Below are 18,693 nucleotides of genomic sequence, written 5' to 3' on the forward strand. Positions count from 1 at the left end.
GTAGTTCATGGAGACGGAGGGGGCGATCCAAGACATGTCAAAGGCCGCGAAGCATTCGGCCGACCGTGCGCTTCAGGCCTATGACGCGTTGGCGGCAGCCGAGTCCTACCCGGCGGCTAAGGCGGCCTGGGAAGATTTTCTAATCCACTGGCGCCGAGGGCTCAACCGGTGCGATGCGCTAGGAAGCCGAAGCGACGCCCATTACGTCCGCTCGATCAATCGCGTGAAAACTGACGCTGCGGTGACCTACCTCTGGGCGGCGCGAAACGCCGACGAACACGGCCTCGCTTCTGTTGCGACGGTACAGGAGGCCGCGATCTCGATCGGCGGCTTCGGTGGTTATGAACCCGGAGTGAGAACGGGCGAGTCGGGCGAGGTTATCTACACCTTCACGCCGACCACCGACGATCCTCCACCGTTCCTGGCCTTTCTGCCGGAGCATCTGCGTCTGGAACCCATCGTCGAGCGCGCACGGATCATTCCTGTGCCACCGGGATATGACTACGAGGTCGGGGAGGTTTTTCCCGCCGTTGCTTTGGCCCGGCATGGATTGGAATTTCTGACGCGCGAGGTCACGAACCTCGGCGATCCATGAGACTGGCTTCCGACGCTTCCCGCCCGGCTGGGGCGCCCTTAAGGGCGGCGGGCGAGCGGCCGGCTTCGGTCGCCGAGGGGAGGGCGGCAGCCCCGTAGGCCTGCGGGGCGAGGGAGGTGACGGTCTAGGGCAGGATAGGCTTTGCGCCGGCAATGTCTGACAGACCCGCTCTCCCATGGACCGCCTCACCCTCCGCGTTTCGCCCGATCTGATCCGCCGGTTCGACGCCGCCGCGGCCGGTCAGGGCGGACGCTCGCGGCTTCTCCGGCGGCTCATGGACGGCGCCGCCCAAGCGGCTCTTTCGGCGCCGGAGGACGCGCCGGTGGCTGTGCGGTCGGGCAAGCTGACCCTGCGTCTGGGCGAAGCGGACCTGCGTCTCCTGGAGCGCGAGGCGGCGGCGACGGGCCTGTCGCGAACCCAATGGAGCGTGGCGCTCATCCGTCGCCGCCTGCATGATCGGCCGCAGTTCAGCCGGCCGGACGCTCTGGCCCTGATCGAGGCGCGCCGCGAGCTCAGGCGGATCGGCGTGAACATCAACCAGATCGCCCGCGCGCTGAACACCGCCGTGATGGACGGCATGGTGCTGGATCTGGAGGTGGCTCAGTTGGGGGCCTTCCAGGCCGAAATCTCGGCCTGGGTCGAAGCGCTCGGCGAGGCCTTCGAGGGCAATCTCGCCTATTGGGCGCCGGCGTCGTGACCGACTTCCGGTCATCGCGTGGTTTCGAGGAGGTGCTGCGTCCGCCCGTCGAGATCCGGCGCGCCCGGATCACGCTTGCGGTGCTGCGTCCGTCTCGCGGGGAGGGCGGAAATCCGTCCGTCCGGTTCGCGCGGGTGGCGCGCCGCGTACCCGAGGTGATGGTGAAGATCACCGGACGAACCCGGGACGGCGCTCATCTGAAGGCGCACCTGGATTACATCAGTCGCAACGGCGCCCTGACGCTGGAAGGGCCCGATGGAGAGCGACTGGAAGGCCGTGGGCAGGTGCGAGAGCTGGCGCGCGACTGGGCCGAGGAGTTCGCCCTCGAGCCTGGACGCCGGCGGGATGCGTCGATCACCCTGTCGATCGTGCTGAGCATGCCGGCCGGGACCGACGCCGCCCGTCTGCAGGACGCGGCGAGGGCCTTTGCGGCCGGGACGTTCGGCGAGCGCTTTTCATACGTCTTCGCTCTGCATGATGAAGGCCGACATCCGCACGTCCATCTGACGGTGCGAAGATTGGGGCGGGACGGCGAGCGGTTGAATCCCCGCAAGGCCGACCTGCAGGTTTGGCGGGAAGACTTCGCGCGCGCCCTTCGCGACCGGTCGGTCGAGGCCGAGGCGACGCCGCGCCGGACGCGGGGCGTCACTCGCAAGGCCGAGCGCATCCCGGTGCGCAAGATGCGAGAGCGGTTCGCGGCGGGGCAGGGGCCATTGCCCGAAGTGCTCGCCGCCGCCTATCGGGCCGCGCTCACGGCAGGCGGCGGCGAAGCGCCCTGGCTGGACGCGATCCGGATACGCGAGCTGGCCATCCGGCGGACCCTGGTGGCCGAGGCCCTGCGTTTGTCGCGATCGGAGCAGCCCCGGGATCGCGCGCTCGCGGCTCTGGTGGAGCGGTTCGTGCGGGAACGGCCGGCGCCGATGACTCGGGATCAGGCGCTGCGACAGGGACGGGAGGCCTGGCGCGATGTCGGCCGGACGCGTGACCGATAGGTCGGACATTGCAGGTGGGGCGTCGCGTTTGCGAAGTGTCAGAAGTTGACCTATATTTCTGACGCAGAGGTTATGATGCAAACACTCGCCGATCAGATCATGGAGCGCGCCTCGACGCTGCCGGAAGGCGCGCCGATCGCCGCCAAGGCGTTGCTGCATCTGGGCAGCCGCGCAGCGGTGGACCAGGCCCTGTCGCGGCTGGTGCGCCGGGGGCGGCTGCTGCGCGCCAGTCGCGGCGTCTACATGCGCCCGTTGGAAAGCCGGTTCGGCGCCCGCACGCCCTCGATCGAAAAGGTGGTGCGCGCCGTCAGCGAGCAGCGTGGCGAGGTCGTCGCCTCCAACGGGGCGGCGGCGGCCAATGCCCTCGGCCTGACCACCCAGGTGCCTATCCGCATGGTCTATCTGACCAACGGCAAGAGCCGTATCTTCAGCGTCGGCAAGCAGACGGTGGAGTTCCAGCACGCGCCCGCATGGCAGCTGCTCCTGGCCGATCGTCCCGCCGGAGAGGCGGTTCGCGCCCTGGCCTGGCTCGGGCCGGAGAAGGCCGGAACAGCGCTCGAAACCCTGAAGCGCAAGCTGGGCCCTTCGGCGTTCGGAGAGCTGGTGTCCGTCGGGCCACGTCTGCCGACGTGGCTGGCGCGTTCGGTGAGCCAGGCGGCGCATGTCTGACGTCTTCCTGCAGCTGTCCGCCGAGGACCGGATCGAGGCGCTCGCGACGGCGGCGGCCGAGTCGGGCCGTCCCGCGCACCTGCTGGAGAAGGACGTCTGGGTCGTGTGGGCGCTTCGGGCCCTGTTCGAGGCGCCGCTGGGCGAGGCGCTGGTCTTCAAGGGCGGCACGTCCCTGTCCAAGGCCTATGACGTCATCCAGCGCTTCTCCGAAGACATCGACCTGACCTATGACATCCGTCGGCTCCTTCCGGACCTGGCCGATGCGCCCGAAGACCCCGTGCCGGAAACCCGCGCCGAGGAGCGGCGTTGGTCGCGCGACGTTCAGCGGCTGTTGCCGCTCTGGGTCGAGGGCGAGGTCCGGCCGATGCTCGAGGCGCGCCTGGCCGCTGACGGCGTCGCCGCCGGGGTACGGATCGAGGGCGCCAAGGCCTTCGTGGACTATGCCCCAACCAGCACCGGCACGGGCTATGTCTCGCCCAGCGTGATGCTCGAGTTCGGGGCCCGCGCGACCGGCGAACCGAGCGCGCCGCGTCCGGTGGTCTGCGATGCGGCCGCTCATCTGCCGGGGGTGGCGTTCCCGATCACCACGCCGCGGGTGATGGCCGCCGAACGAACCTTCTGGGAGAAGGCCACCGCGGCCCATGTCTATTGCGTCCAGGGTCGCCTGCGCGGGGATCGCTTCTCGCGTCACTGGCACGATCTCGCCCGTCTGGACGCCGCCGGTTTCGCGGCGACGGCGATCACCGATCGCGCGGTCGCCGAGGCGGTCGCGCGGCACAAGGCGATGTTCTTCCGCGAGACCGCCGACGGGGTGGAGATCGACTACGGTCGGGCGGCCGCCGGCGGTCTTCAGTTGAAGCCGGGAGGCGCGTCCCTGGAGGCCTTGGGCGAGGACTATCGCCGGATGGTCGAGGACGGTCTGCTGGAGGTGGACGCCGAACCGTTCGAGGCCTTGATGGAGACCTGTGCGGATCTCGCCCGGCGCGCCAACGCCGCGGCGGCCTGACCATGACCTATGCCGCCATTGAGCAGGAGGCGATCCTGCTGAAGGCCGTCTGGGACATGATCGACGACATGGTCAATTTCGAGATCTTCCAGTACCCGGTGACCTCCCGGCCGACCAATCTGTTGTTCGAGTCCGGCTCGCACAAACGGGTCTTCGCGATCCTTCTGGCGGACTTTCTGGCCCAGCCGAAACCCTCGGCCCTGCCGTTCGCCTTCGCGCCGTCGGGCCAAGCTTCGCGCGAAACCGACCGGACCTATCTCTTCTACCTCGAGGCCATCGGCCGCCAGCCGCAACTCGGTCCCGACGCCTCGGGGCTGGCGGCGGCGGCATCGGCCTTCGCCGACTGGCTGAACGCCGAGTGCTACTGTCCGGCCGTCTGGCTTTCCGAACTGGATCTGTCCCTGGACCTGCGCGTCTCACGGATCTGGCTGCTGAAGGTGGTCGGGGACGCCAACAAGCACAACTTTTCACGGCTGGGCGAGCGGGTGAAACAGATCCGCAAGATGCTCGCCCGGCACGGCCACGATATCGATGAGGGCAGGGTCTACCGCACCCTTCCTGACTTCCACCACTGGTTCTACAGGGACGTCTTCTCCTATCACGCCAGTACCATCGCGGAGTTCCTGGACCAGATCCGGCGGGCCCTGTTCGACTATCTTGAGAAGGTCTGTTCCAAACTCCGGGTCCGGACCCGGATCGAAGCGGTCGCCTCGGCGGTCCGGCGCGGTCTGATCGACCCGGGATGAGGGAAGGGGGCGGGCCAGGAACTTCTGTGATGAAGCCCGGCGTTTCGCCGCCGATCGCCGCCGACGTTTGCACGTCCCCTGGCTCTCGATCGGCGCCTATCGTTCCCGGAACCCGCCGCCGGTAAGTCTAGATCGGGCAGCGCAAGCGCGCCAGCCGGGCTTGACCCCCGGCAGCAGCGGAGCAAGACACCCAGATGGCTAAATACACGCCGCTCGCAGCCTTTCTCAGACGTCAGAAGGGCGCCGAGGTGGACCTGTCGTTTCGGGACATCGAGCGGATCGTCGGCGGCATCTTGCCCAAGGCGGCCTCGCTGGAGGACTGGTGGCGCGCGAATCCGGCGAGGGAGCAAATGCCCCAGCACCTCGCCTTCGCCGACGCGGGATTCGTCGCCGAACCGCGGACGCGGGCCGAAACCGTCCGTTTCATCCGGGTTGCGGGAGTGGGCGTCACAGGGAGCGCGGCGCGGCTCAGCGCGGCGAAGACCGAGAGTTGAGGCCTGTCTGCTCCGGACAGACCTCCGATCCGTCGGAGCGCCTGCCGGAGTGGTTCAGATCGGGCGGTCAGTTATGGTCGGCGTGACCCTGGGGAGCCGGAGCATCCGAGGGCGCCGGCGCGGGCGGCGCGGGTTCGGCGGGCGGCGGAGCGTCGGACTTCATCTTGTCGCAGCAGCTCATGGCGGCGTCAGCGGCCATATCCTTGCAGCATTCGCAGCCTTCGGCGGCCAGGGCCGCTCCAGCGCTCAGGGCCAGAATCGCGCCGGCGGCGGCCAGCAGGTTGGAAACTCGCATCGTCGTTCTCCTAGTGAACCATGAAGCTGACAGAGCCGGACATCTTGTGGCCGTCCGGACCTTCAGCGGTCCAGGCGGCGGTGTAGGTTCCCGGGGCAAGCCGGGGAAGGGCCAGGCTGACGGTCGCGGCGGCCGGTGCGGCGGGGGCATTCACGACCACCGGGGCCTGCCCCTCGGCGCTCAGGGTCACCGTCTTCAGGACCATCGCATGGGGGAAGGTGACGCTGAAGCGTTCTGGCGATCCGTGGGTCATGGCCCCGTTTGCCGGAACCGTGGTGACGGCCGATTGAGGCTCGGCGGCCTGCGTCTGCATATTGTGCCCGGCGTGCGGATCCTGGGCGGCGGCGGCGCCGGCGAAGGCCAGGGCGGCCGTGAGGGTGAGAATGCGGATCATGGGGTGGTCTCCTTAGGTCAGAACCAGGCCTTGAGGCCGACGACGAAGCGGGTGTCATCAGCCTCACCGCCTCGGGCTTCGATGTAGTCGGCGGTGTTTCCGAGCGCCCGGCTCCACTCAACGCCGACATAGGGGGCGAACTCCTTGCGGAACTCGTAGCGCAGGCGCAGGCCCGCCTCGATGGACGACAAGCCCGAGCCGATCTCCAACTCCGGAATGTCGCTGGCTGAGGCGTCGATTTCGAGGCGGGGCTGGAGGATCAGGCGCTGGGTGATACGCTGGTCGTATTCGGCCTCGACGCGGGCGGTCAGGTCGCCCTCGGTGGAGAGGAAGGCGGCCGCGTCGATCTCCCACCAATAGGGCGCCAGGCCCTGGAGGCCGAGGACCAGGTGCGTCGTATCCTCGCCGTCGGGCCGGAAATCCTGACGCACGCCGGCCTGCACATCCCAGAACGGCGCTATCGCGCGGCTGTAAAGCGCTTGGAGTTCGGCCTCTTCCAACTTGCCGCCAAAGTCGCCTTCGCCCTCGGACTTCCACCAGAAGCGATTGATGTCGCCGCCGCTCCAGCCCTGGACGTCCCAGAGATACGACTCCTCAGCACCGCCGAAGCCGGCTTCGAGACGATCGATGATGACGGCGGTGGTGCGGACCTCGCCGTTCTCGCGAACCAGAATCTGACGGGCGGCCGCCATCGCTTCGGCGCCAAAGACCAGATCGGCGGCGTGCGTGGGGCCGCTCAGGGCGGCGGCTGGGAGCGGGTCCTCCGGAGGACGGCCGGGATTGTCGGCGCTGGTCGGCACGTCCGGCGGCCCCATGCTCATGGTCGACATATCATGCCCGGCATGAGGGTCGACCTGGGTGGAGGGCATGGCGGACATGTCGTGGCCGGCGTGCGGATCGGGCTGCGCCGTCGGCGGCATTGTCGACATGTCGTGACCCGCATGCGGATCAACGACCGGGGGCTCAGCCGGCATCTGATGGCCGGCGTGAGGGTCGGCCGCTGGCGGCGTTGGCGCGGGCGGCATGACATGACCGGCGTGCGGGTCTTGCGCCGACGGCCGGGTGGACGTCTGAGGCCGAACGGCCGGAGCGGGCGTGGCTCGCGGCGCCGCGGTCGCCGGCATGACATGGCCCGCGTGCGGGTCCTGCGCTTGGGCGGTGACGGCGCTGGCGGCGAGGATCAGCGGAGCGAGGGCGACGGCGAAGCGGTTCATGACGCGGCTCCGTCCATGGGTCGGACCGTCACGACATTGAACATGCCGGCGTGCATGTGCATCAGCATATGGCAGTGGAAGGCCCAGTCGCCGGGCGCGTCGGCGGTCAGGTCGAACGTCACCTTGCCCCCGGGCGCGACGTTTACCGTGTGCTTCAGCGGCTGATGCCCCGGGGGACCGCCGGTCACCAGTTCGAAGAAGTGGCCGTGCAGGTGGATGGGGTGGGCCATCATGGTGTCGTTCACCAGGGTCACGCGCACCCGCTCATTCCGCTCGAAACGGATGGGTTCGACCAGTTCACTGAACTTCCGCCCGTCGAAGCCCCACATGAACCGCTCCATATTGCCGGTCAGGTGTATTTCCATGGTCCGCGACGGCGGGCGTTGGTCCTTGTTCGGCTGCAGCGACACCAGGTCGGTGTAGACGAGAACGCGGTGGTCGACGTTGGTCAGGCCGATCGGCCGCTCGCCGAGGCGGTTGGCGGGGGCCATGGCTATCGCGTCGACGCCCACGCCGACCGCCATATCCGGCGGGGCGTTCTCTGGATCGCGCATGTTCATTCCGGCCATGGACATTCCGCCCATCTCGCCCGCCGGCGCCGCGCCTTGGGCTGGGGCGCCGTGGTCCATGCCGGCCATCGTGCCGTGGTCCATTCCGGACATGCCGCCCATTGAGCCGTGATCCATTCCGCCCATGCCCATGTCTCGCATGGTCAGGTTCGGGACCTCGCGCAGCGGCGGAACCTCGGCGGTCATGCCCAGGCGCGGCGCAAGGGTGGCGCGGCCCATCCCCGAGCGATCGATCGCCTCCGAGACGATGGTGTAGGCCCGGTCTTCAGTCGGCCGGACGATGACGTCGTAGGTTTCGGCGACCGAGATCTGGAACTCGTCGGTCTCGACCGGGCGGACGTTCTCGCCGTCGGCCTGCACCACGGTCATCGGCAAGCCGGGGATGCGGACGTTGAAGATCGACATGGCCGAGGCGTTGATGATGCGCAGCCGCACGCGCTCGCCGGGGCTGAAAAGGCCGGTCCAGTTCTCCTGCGGCCCGTGGCCGTTGATCAAATAGGTATAGGTCGAGCCGCTGACGTCGAGGATGTCGCGCGGGTCCATCCGCATCTCACCCCACATGCGCCGCTCCTCCAGGCTCATGCGGTCGCTGCCGTTGATCAGACCGGCGAGCGTGGTGCGCTGCCGGTTGAAGTAGCCCGGGCTCTTCTTCAGCTTCTCCAGGATTTCGTGTGGGTGCATGAAGCTCCAGTCCGACAGGACCAGCACATGCTCGCGGTCGTAGGCGACGGGATCGGCGCCTGCCGGGTCGATGACGATCGGACCGTAGTGGCCCATCGCCTCCTGAAGATTCGAGTGGCTGTGGTACCAGAAGGTGCCTGACTGCTTGATCGGGAACTCATAGACGAAGGTTTCCCGCGGCTTGATGCCCGGGAAGCTGATGCCCGGGACGCCGTCCATCTGGAACGGCAGCAATAGGCCGTGCCAATGGATCGAAGTGTCCTCATCCAGCCCGTTGGTCACGGAGAGTCGCACGTTCTGTCCCTCGCGCAGGCGCAGCAAGGGCGCCGGGAGCACTCCGTTGATCGTCACGGCATGGCCGGTCCGCCCCCCGACCGTGAAGGGCGAGTGGCCGACTGTCAGGTCGATGTTGGGCCCGCTCAACGTCGGGAGGTCCGTTCTCAAGCCCGCCGTACCGGTCTGCGCCCAGGCCGGCAGAAGTCCCTGCAGGCCAAGCAGCCCGCCGCCAACGGCGGCGCCCCTGAGAAGCATTCGGCGATCGAAACTTGGCATGGGCATAAGCGTGGGGTTCCTCGGACGCGTGTCGGCTTCTGGTTGACATACGCACGTCGGCGACAACGCCCTTGCGTCAGGTCGCCACACCGCGAAAAGAAACGCCCTTCGCCATCGGGCGGGCCGATGAGATCAAGCACCTCCCGGAACGGCCATGTCCTCGGCAAGTCGCTTGCGGGCGCGGGCGATCCGCGTCTCCACGGCCTTGGTCGTGACGCCCAGGATCGCCGCGATTTCGCCGTGCGAGCGACCTTCGAGCGTAGCGAGCAGGAGAGGGGCCTTGAGGCCGTCAGGCAGGCGGGTCAGCGCGCTGCGCAGCGCCTCGGCGCGACGGCGATCGTCCAGTCGGGCTTCGGGAGATGGCGTTTCCATCCGGACCGCTGACGCTTCGGGGGCGTCGAGGCCCATGACGCCGCGCACCACCCGACGCACCGCACGCCGACGGCTCCAGTCCCTGCATTTGTTCAGGGCGATCGAGCGGAGCCAGACCTCGAAGGGGCGAGCCGGATCGTACCTTCGCAGGGCGAGCCATGCGGCGGTGTAAGTTTCCTGGAGCAGGTCGTGCGCTTCCGCTTCGTCGCCGACATAGCGGCGCACGAACCTGTAGAGATCGCCCTTGGTCGCCGCCATCAAGGCGCCGAACGCGCCGGCGTCGCCGCCAGCCGCGCGGGCTTCAATGCTGTCGCCGTCCTTCACGCGCCGCGCCTAGCCGGCGTCGGCACGCAGGGCGTCCACCACGGCGGCGTCGAAGACCTCGGCCTGCGCCGGGGTGAGCACCGACCGCATCTCGAAGACGTGGGCGATGGTCGCCTTCTGCAGATCGCCCATGGCCACGTGGAAGTGATCCACCGCCGCCTGCACCTGGGGCGTGTTCCCATCGCTTGCAGCGATGGCGGCGGCGAGCTCGCGGTTGGCGGCTCGCACTTCTGCCTCCAGCCCGGGGCGGCGCGCGGCGAAGCGCGCTTCGATCGCGTCCAGACGACCATCCTGTTCAGCGCTCAGGTTCAACTGCTCATGGACGACGCTATGCAGGCTCGGCGGCTGACGCTCGCGCATGACCCAGGTTGCGCTCGCCCAGGTCGCCGCGCCGCTGGCGAGCGCCGCCAGCACGGCTGTCAGGACGATCGATTTCCAGCGCGCTCTCATCCCCGGGCATCCAGTGGACCGAGCGGCGACAGACCCGCCGAGACGGTGAAGATGCGCAACTCAGAGGGCTCAGGCCGCGGCGACGCCACGAGGAGCAATCCACCGTTGGCCACGCCGAGCACGAGCGCCAGCCCTACGGCGGCGACCCGAACCTGGCCCATTGACGCCGCCTCCCGGCGCACGGCGATCCGTGTCCAGACAGCGTCTTCCAGGCCGTCCAGCCGCCCCGCATCGTCTGGCCCTTCCGCCGCAATCAGTCGTTCGATCTCATCAGTCATTGCGCACCTGCATCACGCCCCCTTTGCCATACGCGCCAAACCGTCCGGCCCCTTACGAGGGGACGAGATGTCCGCCGCGTAGATACCAGAGAACGACCGGGAGGACCCGCTCGTGTCGGGGGAGGCGATGTGAGCGAGAGGACAGATCCGGCCGCGGGTCCGTTTCCGGATCGGCTCGATCCGCTGACGGGGGTGAGGTTCTTCCTCGCGCTCGGCGTGGTTCTGTTTCACTACCAGCTGCAATGGACGCTGCCCGAAGGTGCGGCCGGACTGTTAAACCGGGCCCGTCTCGGGGTCGATATCTTCTTCATCCTGTCTGGGTTCATCCTCACCCACGTTTACCTGCAGGGTGATCAGCCAGTGAACTACAGGCGGTTCATCGCGGCGCGGTTCGCGCGCATATACCCGGCGCATTTGTTCATCCTGTTGGCGATGCTGTTGCTGGTGCTCGCCGCGCCGGTGTTGGGCATCGGCCTGGAGCCCGGGCGGTTCAATCCTGCGGATTTTCTGGCCACCCTCTTTTTGGTTCAGGCCTGGTTGCCGCGAGACGGGATGGTCCTGTGGAACGGTCCCGCCTGGTCGCTGTCAGCCGAATGGTTCGTCTATCTCGCTTTTCCAGCCTATGCTGCGGTCGCCCTGCGGTTTCGACACAGGCCATGGATGCTCGTAGCCGCGGCGACGAGCCTGTTCATCCTGCTGGATGCGATCTACCGGCATTGGTTCGGCTCGGTTCTGCCCCGGGCGGAAGACAATATGGGCGTCTTGCGCATCATTCCGGAGTTCCTGCTCGGGATTGGCCTCTACTATCTCGGAGCGCGCTGGGCGCCGTCCCCGCGCGTCGCGATCGTCGGCGCCGTCGGAGCCACCGCGCTCCTCTTGCTCGCTATGCAGATCGGGGCCGATGATCGCCTTATCGTCGCCGCGTCGGGACCCTTCGTTCTCGCCTTGGCGCTGCTCGCCAAGGCGGGTGTCAGAACCTTCCTGTCGCACCCGGTCGCAATCTTCGCCGGTGAGGCCTCGTTCGCCCTCTACCTCGTCCATATTCCGATCCTGATGGTCTGGCGCAATGCCGCCCAGGCCATCGGGGGCTGGCCGGGCGACTATCGAATGGGGCTTCTGGAACTGGCGGCGATGCTGGCGGTGACCCTCGCCGCGGCGGCCGCCATCTATGGTCTGGTCGAGCGACCGAGCCGCCAGTGGCTGAGGCGGCGCACCTTCGGTCGGACGGCGGATGCCGACGCCAGACGCACCGTTCACAGCGATCAGGGAGAGCCCTTTTGACGACCGCCTACCTCCACCGAAGGCTTTTCTTAGGCGCCGCCGTCAGCGTCGCCCTGACCGGAACAGCCTGCGCCCAGACCCAGGCGTCGAGAACCCTCACGGTCTTCAAGACGCCGACCTGTGCGTGCTGCGACGCCTGGATCTCGCACATGCGGGAGGCTGGCTTCAACACGACCGTCACCGTTCTGCCGAGCCTCCAATCCGTCCGCAGCAGCCGGGGGCTTCCGGACAGCCTGGCCTCCTGCCACACCGGGTTGATTGATGGCTATGTCGTAGAGGGCCATGTTCCGGCACGGGACGTCATACGGTTGCTTGCCGAGCGGCCGGCAGCGCTCGGTCTCGCGGTTCCGGCCATGCCCCTCGGTTCGCCCGGCATGGAGACGCCGCAGGGACACAAGGACCCTTACGACACGCTGCTGGTGCTTCGCTCCGGCGCGACGCAGGTGTTCGCCCGTCACAACCCGCCCACCTGACCTTGTCTCACCTGATTCATAAGCCGGAGCCCATCATGTCCCCCAAACCTCTCGTTCTCGCCCTCTCTCTCGCCGTCCTGTCGGTGACGCCCGCTGTCGCGCAGGACCATTCTCACGGCCATGCCCAGACTGCGGGGTCGATCAGCGCGGAAGCGACGGAGGCGGCCACGACCGTCGATGCCTTCCATGCCGCGCTCAAGGCCGGTGACACATCTGCCGCCCTGTTGCTTCTGGCCCCCGACGTCATGATCTTTGAAGAGGGCGGAGCGGAGCGCTCGCGCGACGAATACGCCTCTCACCATCTTGCGTCGGACGCCGCCTTCGCGGCCGCGTCGGACAATGTCGTAAGCCGCAGATCGGGCTGGGCGGACGGCGATGTGGCGTGGATCACGAGCGAAGGCCGCACCACCGGTCAGTTCAACGGACGCGCCGTGGACCGTCTGACAACGGAAACCATGGTGCTAAAGCGCCACGCCGACGGCTGGCGCATCCATCACATTCACTGGTCGTCGCGCGCTCCGCGGTAATCCGCCTCTCCGGTTTGAACGCCTCAGTGCGAAAGCGCGCGGCGTTCAGACGGTATTTGTCCGCTTAAGCCGGGATCCGGGACGCCCGATGGGAGGACGTGACAACATCTCGACCTCGGAGAATGGCGCCACGACCGCAGCGGCGCTCCACGCCGCGGGCCACTAGATCGTCGGATCACGTCGCGACCGGCGGAGGGAGGGTGCCCATAAGCGCGACGACGGCGAGGACGACGAGCCCGAGGGCCGTCTCCGTGACGATACTGCGCCGCAGCCGTCGAACCGCCGAGATTGACTGTCCTGTGTGCTCCAGTTCCAGACGCAGGGCGGGTGTCAGGCGGAAACGGTTGTCCGCCGCCAGGCCCAGCATCAGCACGAAGAGCGCCAGCTTGGCGATCAGAAGCTGTCCATAGAGGCTTTCGCCAAGGTTCACGAAACGCTCCGATCCGACGAGGAACCAGCTGTTCGCGAGACCCGTGGCCACAAGAAGGGCTACGGCGAGCGTGCCCAGGCCCGAGAACCCATGCAAGGCGCGGTAGAGGGCCCCATCGTCGACCCCGGGGCGGCGAAGCAGCAGGATCGTCAGCGCTACAAGCGCACCAAGCCAAAGGGCCGCCCCGACGGAATGGACGATGTCGGAGGCGAGGTGGACCAGGCCCTCGGGGCCTTCTGTCGCCGCGCCGTGTCCAGTCCAAGCGAAGCTCGCGACCACGAAGAGCCCAAGGCCTAGCGAGATGCTCCAGGCCGTCTTGCCCGGTCTCAAGGCCAGGACCGCGACGACGGCTGCGAGGGCGAGGGCGGCCCGCGCGACCATGGCTTTCCCCAAGGCCGTGCCGGTGATCATGAAAGACAGAGACACAGGCTTGATGGCTTCCGCCAGCGAGCCCGCCATGACCGCTGTCTGTGCGAGTAGCGCCAGGAGCGCGCTCGCGACGACGACCAAACCTGACCCTATCAGGATCGCGCGCGACCAGGTGAGATCCACGCCGTCGCCGCGCCTGAAGGTGTACAACAGGAACAACGGCGTCCCGAGAAGGACGACGGCTCCGGCGTACTGGAGCCACCGGAGCGCGACGACCGCGATCTCGAGCACGGCGTCAGCGCACCGTGAAGGTGTACGAGCCGGTCATGCGGTGACCGTCGCTCGAGGCGATGCGCCAGTCGACGCGATAGTCGCCAGCAGTCAGCGGTCGCGTCAGAGTCCCGGTCAGGGTCTTGCCGTCTTCAGCGACCGAAGTGCGGACCGCGAGCTTCTCGCCGGCCGAGTTGACCACGTCGAAGCCGGAGAACGCAGGCACAGAGCGCTCGCTGAAGGTCAAGGTCAGCGTGCGGGTCGCACCGACTGTGGCGTTCGGCGCGGGCGTGGCGCTGACAAGACGAGCGTGAGCTGCCGCAGGTCCAGCGGCGAGGACGACCGCAGTCGCCAGGGCGACATAGGGAACGGGGTTGAATGCACGCATACTGTGTCTCCTGACGAGTGGCCGGTCCGGCCTTCGACTAGTCTACGCGTCGCATCGACTTTCCCCTCGCCAACGGCGGCCGACGCTGGCCGACCTCACGCCGTGAAGCCGACGACAACACTCGGGGCGGCGAGCGAGGCCACCTCGAACGGGAATGGCGAGTTGGCGGGACCGGCGGACGTGTCCCGCCGGAAGAGCCGTCAAAGCCGATCCTGAATCGCCTGCATCTGTCGGATCTCGCGCTTCTGGGCCTCGACGATCTCTGCGCACAGCGCGACCAGTTCCGGGTCGCTCAGCTTGGCCTTGCCGCACATCAGGATCGCGCCGGAGTGGTGGGGGATCATTCCTCGAATGAGTTCCTTGTCGCCGATCGCCGCCTGGGTGCGCATGGCGTAGAAGCTGCCCGCGAAGATGATCACCGAGGCCAGCCCAATGGCCAGGTTGAGCCGATTGTTCGGATACATCTCGCGCATCAGAACCAGCATGAGGACAGCCATTGGCGCGACCATCATCAGCGTCATGTAGAGATTGTTCAGATTGAAGTTGAAGTGATCGAGCGTCGCGATCATCGTGAACATCACCAAATACATGATGATGAAGTGGACGATGAGTTCAATCGCGAGGTTGCGATAGCTCTTTTCGTGCATGAGGGACTCCCGCCGGCGGACAGACGCCGACGATCGACGCCGTTCAAAAGCACATACGCGCAGGCGGACCAGTTCCCGCGCGTAGTCGTCCCGCATCAGGCTCCGGGCTGGACCGAACCCGAAGCGGGGGTTGCCGCGGCGGACCGATGCTGCGCGACCCACTGCTCCAGTTCCGTGATCTCCTGGCGCTGCATCGTAATCGTCTTTTCGGCCATCTCGCGGAGCGCGGCGTCAGGGTTTTCGCGCATCAGGACCTCCGACATGGCGATGGCGCCCCGGTGGTGCTCGATCATCTTCAGGGCGTAGGTCTCCTGCGGGTCCGCGCCGTGCGCCTGCATCATGGCCTGATGCATCTGCTGTTCGGAGGCGGAATAGGGCGTCTCGGGCCCCGCCATCGGCTGAACCGCCGGAGCGCTGTGTTCGGCCGCCGATCCCGCGTCGGCCGTCGCGGTTTTATCGGCCTGTTCCGCTGGATTGCACGCCGTGAGGAGCACGGACAGGGCGGCGGCCGCCAGACCGACGTTCAGTTTGATCGACATCTTCGTTCTCCGGAAGTGATGATCAACGAACAGTTCTGGCTGCCGGACGTTCCGGTCCTCGCGATTGCGCCGCCACGCAGTCGGGCTTTTTCTCAGGCGGGACGGCTGTCGGCCCTCGCACCCCGTTCGCCAAGACATGGGAGGATTTCAAACCCTTTCACCCTGAAAGGCCGAAATGATCGGACACGGTCCGCTGTCGTTCGCCGCGCAAGCGCTCGCCAGTCGGCGCAACGCCGCTCGCGCCCCCTCAAGATCGGAGATGGTTCGATCCAGCGCCTCCAGCCTCTCCGCGGCCAACGCACGGGCGCGGCTGCGATCTTCGCCAGCGTCGAGCGACAACAGCTCTTTGATCTGCTCCAGGGTGAAGCCCGCCGTCTGTGCGGAGCGAATGAACCTCAGCTGGCGCACGTCCTCCTCGCCATAGCGTCGAACGCCCGCGCCGGCGCCATCACGCGACCATTTGTCAGGCGTCGAAAGCAATCCGCGACGCTGATAAAAGCGGACAGTCTCCACCCCGACGCCGCCGTCTCGCGCCAACCCAGCGATCGTCCGAACGTTCATGCTTGACTCCGTATCTAGGTACGGAACTTAAGAGCTGTAGCTCGGATTTGAAGATCAAGGAGCCTGCAATGACCAAGACCGCTGTCATCTATCGGATGGTGATGCCCGGCCACACCTGTCCGTGGGGGCTCAAGGCCCGGCATCTTCTCAAGAGCCGGGGCTACAAGGTCGAGGACCACTGGCTGACGACCCGCGAGCAGACCGACGCCTTCAAGGCCGAGCACGGCGTCAAGACGACGCCTCAGGTCTTCATCGACGGCCAGCGTGTCGGCGGCCACGACGATCTGCGCCGCTATCTCGGTCTCAAGGTCCGCGATCCCAAGGCGACCACCTACACGCCGGTCCTCGTCGTCTTCCTGACCACCGCCGTGATGGCGACGATGCTCAGCCTGACGATTTTCGGCACGCCGTTCACCGTGCGGGCAGGGGAGTGGTTTATCGCCCTGTCGATGATGGCCCTGGCCATGCTGAAGCTCCAGAACATCGAGAGCTTCTCATCCATGTTCCTGAACTACGACCTGCTGGCCAAGCGGTGGGTGCCATACGGCAAGGTCTATCCGTTCGCCGAGTTCGGGTCAGGCGCGTTGATGGTCGCGGGCGTCCTGACCTGGTTGTCGGTCCCGGTGGCCCTGTTCATCGGCGGCATTGGCGCGGCCTCGGTCTTCAAGGCTGTCTACATCGACAAGCGCGAACTGAAATGCGCCTGCGTCGGTGGAGACAGCAATGTGCCGCTTGGCTTCCTATCCCTGACCGAGAACCTGATGATGATCGCCATGGCGATCTGGATGCTGTTTATGCACTACGCTCTGCCGGCGTCAGCGATGGCGATGTAGGTTCTGTCCATGCTAGTCTAGCGGAGGAAAGTGAACGCGCAAGAATCGATTGTTAATTCGAGTTTGAGATTGTCAATACGTCTCGAAAGATTGCGCGATCACGCGGTTTTTACATCGGTCTATTTATCTAATGTTTTCAAAACCAAAGCGATCGTTCGGGCGGCGAGCCGGTGTTGAAGTAGGCGGGGCGCGAAAAAGCCAACTAATTCAAAATTTTATCCAGCTTAGAGCAATCGAGTGGGAGTGAGGGGCGGCGGGCATGCGGGTGCGGCCTCTGGCGATTTGGTTGACGCCAGGGCGACATTAGCGGTCGGGTTGGGATAGCGCGAACCCGTAGATCTACGGTGGTGAAGGGTGCCGGAGATGCTCGATCTCTCGTGGGTATTTGGGGTCCGCTTCTGACTCATTGCTGACCTTCCGAAGGTCCGCTTCCGGCGGAATGGAAGTTTGTGTCTAGTGGGACCACACTTTTCGTGTCCCGACCAACACTGAGAAAGAGGGGGATGGGCGGGACGTGGCGATGGCCTTCGCCTCGCAGCTAGATGGTCGCCTTGCACCAGATCGTTTCGATCGAAACTGTACCTACGAGCATCCGATGAATTGGGCACTTGTCGGCGATCTCCAGCAACCGGATCCTCTGTTCCTCCGGTAGCCCAGTCGGCAGAGTGATTGTTCGGGTGAACTGATCCGACGGTGTCGCCCCCAAGTCCCGGGTCAACAAGACCTCGACGGACATGGCGCCCAAGGTCCAGCCTTTCCGGTTGGCGTACAGGCGCAGGGTCTGGGCCGTACAGGAGGCGAGCGCCGCCTGCACCAGCTCGTGAGGGGTCGGACCGAGATCCAGCCCGCCCAGGGCGACGGGTTCGTCGACCACGAAGCGGGCGGGGCCCGCGGTGATCGTCAGTTGTAGGCCGCCGAGACCGGCGTCGGTCGCGATCGAGGGCCGGGAAGCTGCGTCGGTCATGGGAATCCTTCGGCGAAGTTTGGAAAACAGGGACGCCGTCGCCTGCCTTGGCGACGGCGACTACATGAGCATGTTCGACGGCGTCGGATGATCAGGCGTCCGCCAGGACCGCGAGCGCGGCGTCGCGCTCCTCGATCAACTCCTGCACCGAAGCGGCCAGACCGGCGCGCGTGAAGGCGTCGAGCTCCAGACCCGTGACGGGCGCATAGACGCCGTCGCGGCAGGTCGTCGGCACACCGCAGACCAGCCCTTCGGGAATGTCGTACTGGCCGATCGAGGCGACGCCCATCGAAACCCAACGGCCGTTCGAGCCCTGCACCCAGTCGCGCATATGGTTGATGGCGGCGTTGGCGGCCGAGGCCGCCGAGGAGGCGCCGCGGGCTTCCAGCACGGCCGTGCCGCGACGGGCCACCTCAGGGATGAGGGTGTCGCGATACCAGGTCTCGTCGTTGATGAGCCCGGCCAGAGACTGGCCCTCCACGGTCGCATGGCTCCAGTCGGCGAACATGGTCGGGGAGTGATTGCCCCAGACCGCGAGCTTCTCCACGGCATCGACGGGGACGCCCGCGCGGCGCGCGAACTGGGCGGCGGCGCGGTTGTGGTCGAGGCGGATCATCGAGGTGATGGCGCCGGGCGGCAGATCCGGCGCGGACTGGATCGCCACCCAGGCATTGGTGTTCGCCGGATTGCCAACCACCAGAACCTTGACGGAGCGTTTGGCGACCGCGTTCAGGGCCGCGCCCTGGGTCTTGAAGATGGCGGCGTTGGCCGCCAGCAGGTCGCGGCGCTCCTTGCCCTTGGCGCGGGGGCGCGACCCGACCAGAAAGGCGGCGTCGATGTCGTCGAAGGCGATAATGGGGTCGTCGGTGGTCTGGATGGAGGTTAGTAGCGGAAAGGCGCAATCGTCCAGCTCCATGACCACGCCCTGGAGCGCCGCCTGAGCCTGAGGCAGGTCGAGGAGGCGAAGATCGATCGGGGTGTCGGGCCCGAACACATCGCCCTGGGCCAGGCGGAACAGCAGGGCGTAGGCGATCTGGCCGGCGGCGCCGGAGACGGCGACCTTGACGGGGGCGTTGGGCATCG

25 protein-coding genes are annotated in these 18,693 nt (G+C 66.8%); 11 read left to right on the top strand and 14 right to left on the bottom strand.

Going from position 1 to position 18,693, the window contains the following annotated elements; translation table 11 throughout:
• Positions 1-7 precede the first annotated feature (7 nt).
• The 7 genes from QRN13_RS14000 to QRN13_RS14030 all read left to right on the top strand — a co-directional run bounded on the left by QRN13_RS14000 (position 8) and on the right by QRN13_RS14030 (position 5,199).
• Positions 8-595, top strand: a complete 588-nt coding sequence (locus QRN13_RS14000; RefSeq protein WP_168189943.1) for a hypothetical protein — start codon at positions 8-10, stop codon at positions 593-595.
• A 175-nt stretch (positions 596-770) separates the two neighbouring features.
• A complete protein-coding gene (locus QRN13_RS14005; protein ID WP_284878398.1) occupies positions 771-1,292 on the top strand; it encodes a MobC family plasmid mobilization relaxosome protein in 522 nt (173 codons plus the stop codon).
• Positions 1,289-2,284: a relaxase/mobilization nuclease domain-containing protein gene (locus QRN13_RS14010; RefSeq protein WP_284878400.1), complete on the top strand. Its 996-nt coding sequence runs from the start codon at positions 1,289-1,291 to the stop codon at positions 2,282-2,284. The genes QRN13_RS14005 and QRN13_RS14010 overlap by 4 nt, the downstream gene beginning before the upstream one ends.
• 75 nt (positions 2,285-2,359) lie before the next feature.
• The gene (locus QRN13_RS14015; RefSeq protein ID WP_210416092.1) at positions 2,360-2,953 is read left to right on the top strand and encodes a DUF6088 family protein; all 594 of its coding nucleotides are present in this window, start codon (positions 2,360-2,362) and stop codon (positions 2,951-2,953) included.
• Positions 2,946-3,959, top strand: coding sequence for a nucleotidyl transferase AbiEii/AbiGii toxin family protein (locus tag QRN13_RS14020; protein WP_284878401.1), 1,014 nt, complete (start codon positions 2,946-2,948; stop codon positions 3,957-3,959). Before QRN13_RS14015 ends, QRN13_RS14020 begins: the two co-directional genes overlap by 8 nt.
• Before the next feature lie 2 nt (positions 3,960-3,961).
• Complete coding sequence (locus QRN13_RS14025; protein ID WP_284878403.1) at positions 3,962-4,705, top strand: hypothetical protein; 744 nt, start codon at positions 3,962-3,964, stop codon at positions 4,703-4,705.
• Positions 4,706-4,899: 194 nt separating this feature from the next.
• Positions 4,900-5,199 carry a DUF7662 domain-containing protein gene (locus tag QRN13_RS14030; RefSeq protein WP_017505555.1) on the top strand — a complete coding sequence of 100 codons (300 nt, stop codon included), beginning with the start codon at positions 4,900-4,902 and terminating at the stop codon, positions 5,197-5,199.
• A 67-nt stretch (positions 5,200-5,266) separates the two neighbouring features.
• On the opposite strand, the gene QRN13_RS14035 is transcribed toward QRN13_RS14030, so the two are convergent.
• From QRN13_RS14035 to QRN13_RS14065, 7 genes are all read right to left on the bottom strand, one after another.
• Positions 5,267-5,494 (bottom strand): hypothetical protein, encoded by a 228-nt coding sequence (locus QRN13_RS14035; protein WP_017505554.1) that lies wholly within the window; start codon positions 5,492-5,494, stop codon positions 5,267-5,269.
• Between the two features lie 10 nt (positions 5,495-5,504).
• Positions 5,505-5,888: a copper resistance CopC family protein gene (locus QRN13_RS14040; protein WP_284878404.1), complete on the bottom strand. Its 384-nt coding sequence runs from the start codon at positions 5,886-5,888 to the stop codon at positions 5,505-5,507.
• Positions 5,889-5,905: 17 nt separating this feature from the next.
• Positions 5,906-7,102 (bottom strand): copper resistance protein B, encoded by a 1,197-nt coding sequence (locus tag QRN13_RS14045; protein ID WP_017505552.1) that lies wholly within the window; start codon positions 7,100-7,102, stop codon positions 5,906-5,908.
• Positions 7,099-8,910, bottom strand: coding sequence for a copper resistance system multicopper oxidase (locus tag QRN13_RS14050; protein WP_026108488.1), 1,812 nt, complete (start codon positions 8,908-8,910; stop codon positions 7,099-7,101). The genes QRN13_RS14045 and QRN13_RS14050 overlap by 4 nt, the downstream gene beginning before the upstream one ends.
• Positions 8,911-9,036: 126 nt before the next feature.
• Positions 9,037-9,600: an RNA polymerase sigma factor gene (locus QRN13_RS14055; RefSeq protein ID WP_017505550.1), complete on the bottom strand. Its 564-nt coding sequence runs from the start codon at positions 9,598-9,600 to the stop codon at positions 9,037-9,039.
• 9 nt (positions 9,601-9,609) lie between these two features.
• Positions 9,610-10,050: a Spy/CpxP family protein refolding chaperone gene (locus tag QRN13_RS14060; protein WP_017505549.1), complete on the bottom strand. Its 441-nt coding sequence runs from the start codon at positions 10,048-10,050 to the stop codon at positions 9,610-9,612.
• Positions 10,047-10,328 carry a hypothetical protein gene (locus QRN13_RS14065; RefSeq protein ID WP_017505548.1) on the bottom strand — a complete coding sequence of 94 codons (282 nt, stop codon included), beginning with the start codon at positions 10,326-10,328 and terminating at the stop codon, positions 10,047-10,049. The genes QRN13_RS14060 and QRN13_RS14065 overlap by 4 nt, the downstream gene beginning before the upstream one ends.
• 129 nt (positions 10,329-10,457) lie before the next feature.
• On the opposite strand from QRN13_RS14065, the gene QRN13_RS14070 reads away from it, so the two are divergent.
• Genes QRN13_RS14070 through QRN13_RS14080 form a run of 3 tightly spaced genes read left to right on the top strand, consistent with a single transcriptional unit; the run spans position 10,458 to position 12,609 of the window.
• Positions 10,458-11,609 carry an acyltransferase family protein gene (locus QRN13_RS14070; RefSeq protein WP_284878405.1) on the top strand — a complete coding sequence of 384 codons (1,152 nt, stop codon included), beginning with the start codon at positions 10,458-10,460 and terminating at the stop codon, positions 11,607-11,609.
• Positions 11,606-12,082, top strand: coding sequence for a DUF411 domain-containing protein (locus QRN13_RS14075; RefSeq protein ID WP_201102997.1), 477 nt, complete (start codon positions 11,606-11,608; stop codon positions 12,080-12,082). The genes QRN13_RS14070 and QRN13_RS14075 overlap by 4 nt, the downstream gene beginning before the upstream one ends.
• A 35-nt stretch (positions 12,083-12,117) precedes the next feature.
• On the top strand, positions 12,118-12,609 hold the full coding sequence (locus tag QRN13_RS14080) for a YybH family protein (protein WP_017505545.1): 492 nt from the start codon (positions 12,118-12,120) through the stop codon (positions 12,607-12,609).
• Between the two features lie 175 nt (positions 12,610-12,784).
• On the opposite strand, the gene copD is transcribed toward QRN13_RS14080, so the two are convergent.
• The 5 genes from copD to QRN13_RS14105 all read right to left on the bottom strand — a co-directional run bounded on the left by copD (position 12,785) and on the right by QRN13_RS14105 (position 15,813).
• Positions 12,785-13,699, bottom strand: a complete 915-nt coding sequence (gene copD / locus QRN13_RS14085) for a copper homeostasis membrane protein CopD (protein ID WP_017505544.1) — start codon at positions 13,697-13,699, stop codon at positions 12,785-12,787.
• A gap of 4 nt (positions 13,700-13,703) precedes the next feature.
• Complete coding sequence (gene copC / locus QRN13_RS14090) at positions 13,704-14,066, bottom strand: copper homeostasis periplasmic binding protein CopC (RefSeq protein ID WP_017505543.1); 363 nt, start codon at positions 14,064-14,066, stop codon at positions 13,704-13,706.
• A gap of 200 nt (positions 14,067-14,266) precedes the next feature.
• The gene (locus tag QRN13_RS14095; RefSeq protein WP_284878406.1) at positions 14,267-14,809 is read right to left on the bottom strand and encodes a DUF305 domain-containing protein; all 543 of its coding nucleotides are present in this window, start codon (positions 14,807-14,809) and stop codon (positions 14,267-14,269) included.
• Complete coding sequence (locus QRN13_RS14100) at positions 14,809-15,252, bottom strand: DUF305 domain-containing protein (protein WP_017505541.1); 444 nt, start codon at positions 15,250-15,252, stop codon at positions 14,809-14,811. Before QRN13_RS14100 ends, QRN13_RS14095 begins: the two co-directional genes overlap by 1 nt.
• A 147-nt stretch (positions 15,253-15,399) precedes the next feature.
• Positions 15,400-15,813 (bottom strand): MerR family transcriptional regulator, encoded by a 414-nt coding sequence (locus QRN13_RS14105; RefSeq protein ID WP_017505540.1) that lies wholly within the window; start codon positions 15,811-15,813, stop codon positions 15,400-15,402.
• Between the two features lie 68 nt (positions 15,814-15,881).
• Here QRN13_RS14105 and QRN13_RS14110 point away from each other — a divergent pair, with 68 nt between their 5' ends.
• The gene (locus tag QRN13_RS14110) at positions 15,882-16,646 is read left to right on the top strand and encodes a MauE/DoxX family redox-associated membrane protein (protein ID WP_284878407.1); all 765 of its coding nucleotides are present in this window, start codon (positions 15,882-15,884) and stop codon (positions 16,644-16,646) included.
• A gap of 538 nt (positions 16,647-17,184) precedes the next feature.
• Here the strand turns inward: QRN13_RS14110 and QRN13_RS14115 are convergent.
• Complete coding sequence (locus tag QRN13_RS14115; RefSeq protein WP_055808285.1) at positions 17,185-17,610, bottom strand: OsmC family protein; 426 nt, start codon at positions 17,608-17,610, stop codon at positions 17,185-17,187.
• Positions 17,611-17,701: 91 nt separating this feature from the next.
• Positions 17,702-18,691 carry a malate dehydrogenase gene (locus tag QRN13_RS14120; RefSeq protein WP_284878409.1) on the bottom strand — a complete coding sequence of 330 codons (990 nt, stop codon included), beginning with the start codon at positions 18,689-18,691 and terminating at the stop codon, positions 17,702-17,704.
• Positions 18,692-18,693 lie beyond the last annotated feature (2 nt).

Source organism: Brevundimonas sp. MEB006b (assembly GCF_030209705.1).
In the GTDB taxonomy this organism is placed as follows: domain Bacteria; phylum Pseudomonadota; class Alphaproteobacteria; order Caulobacterales; family Caulobacteraceae; genus Brevundimonas.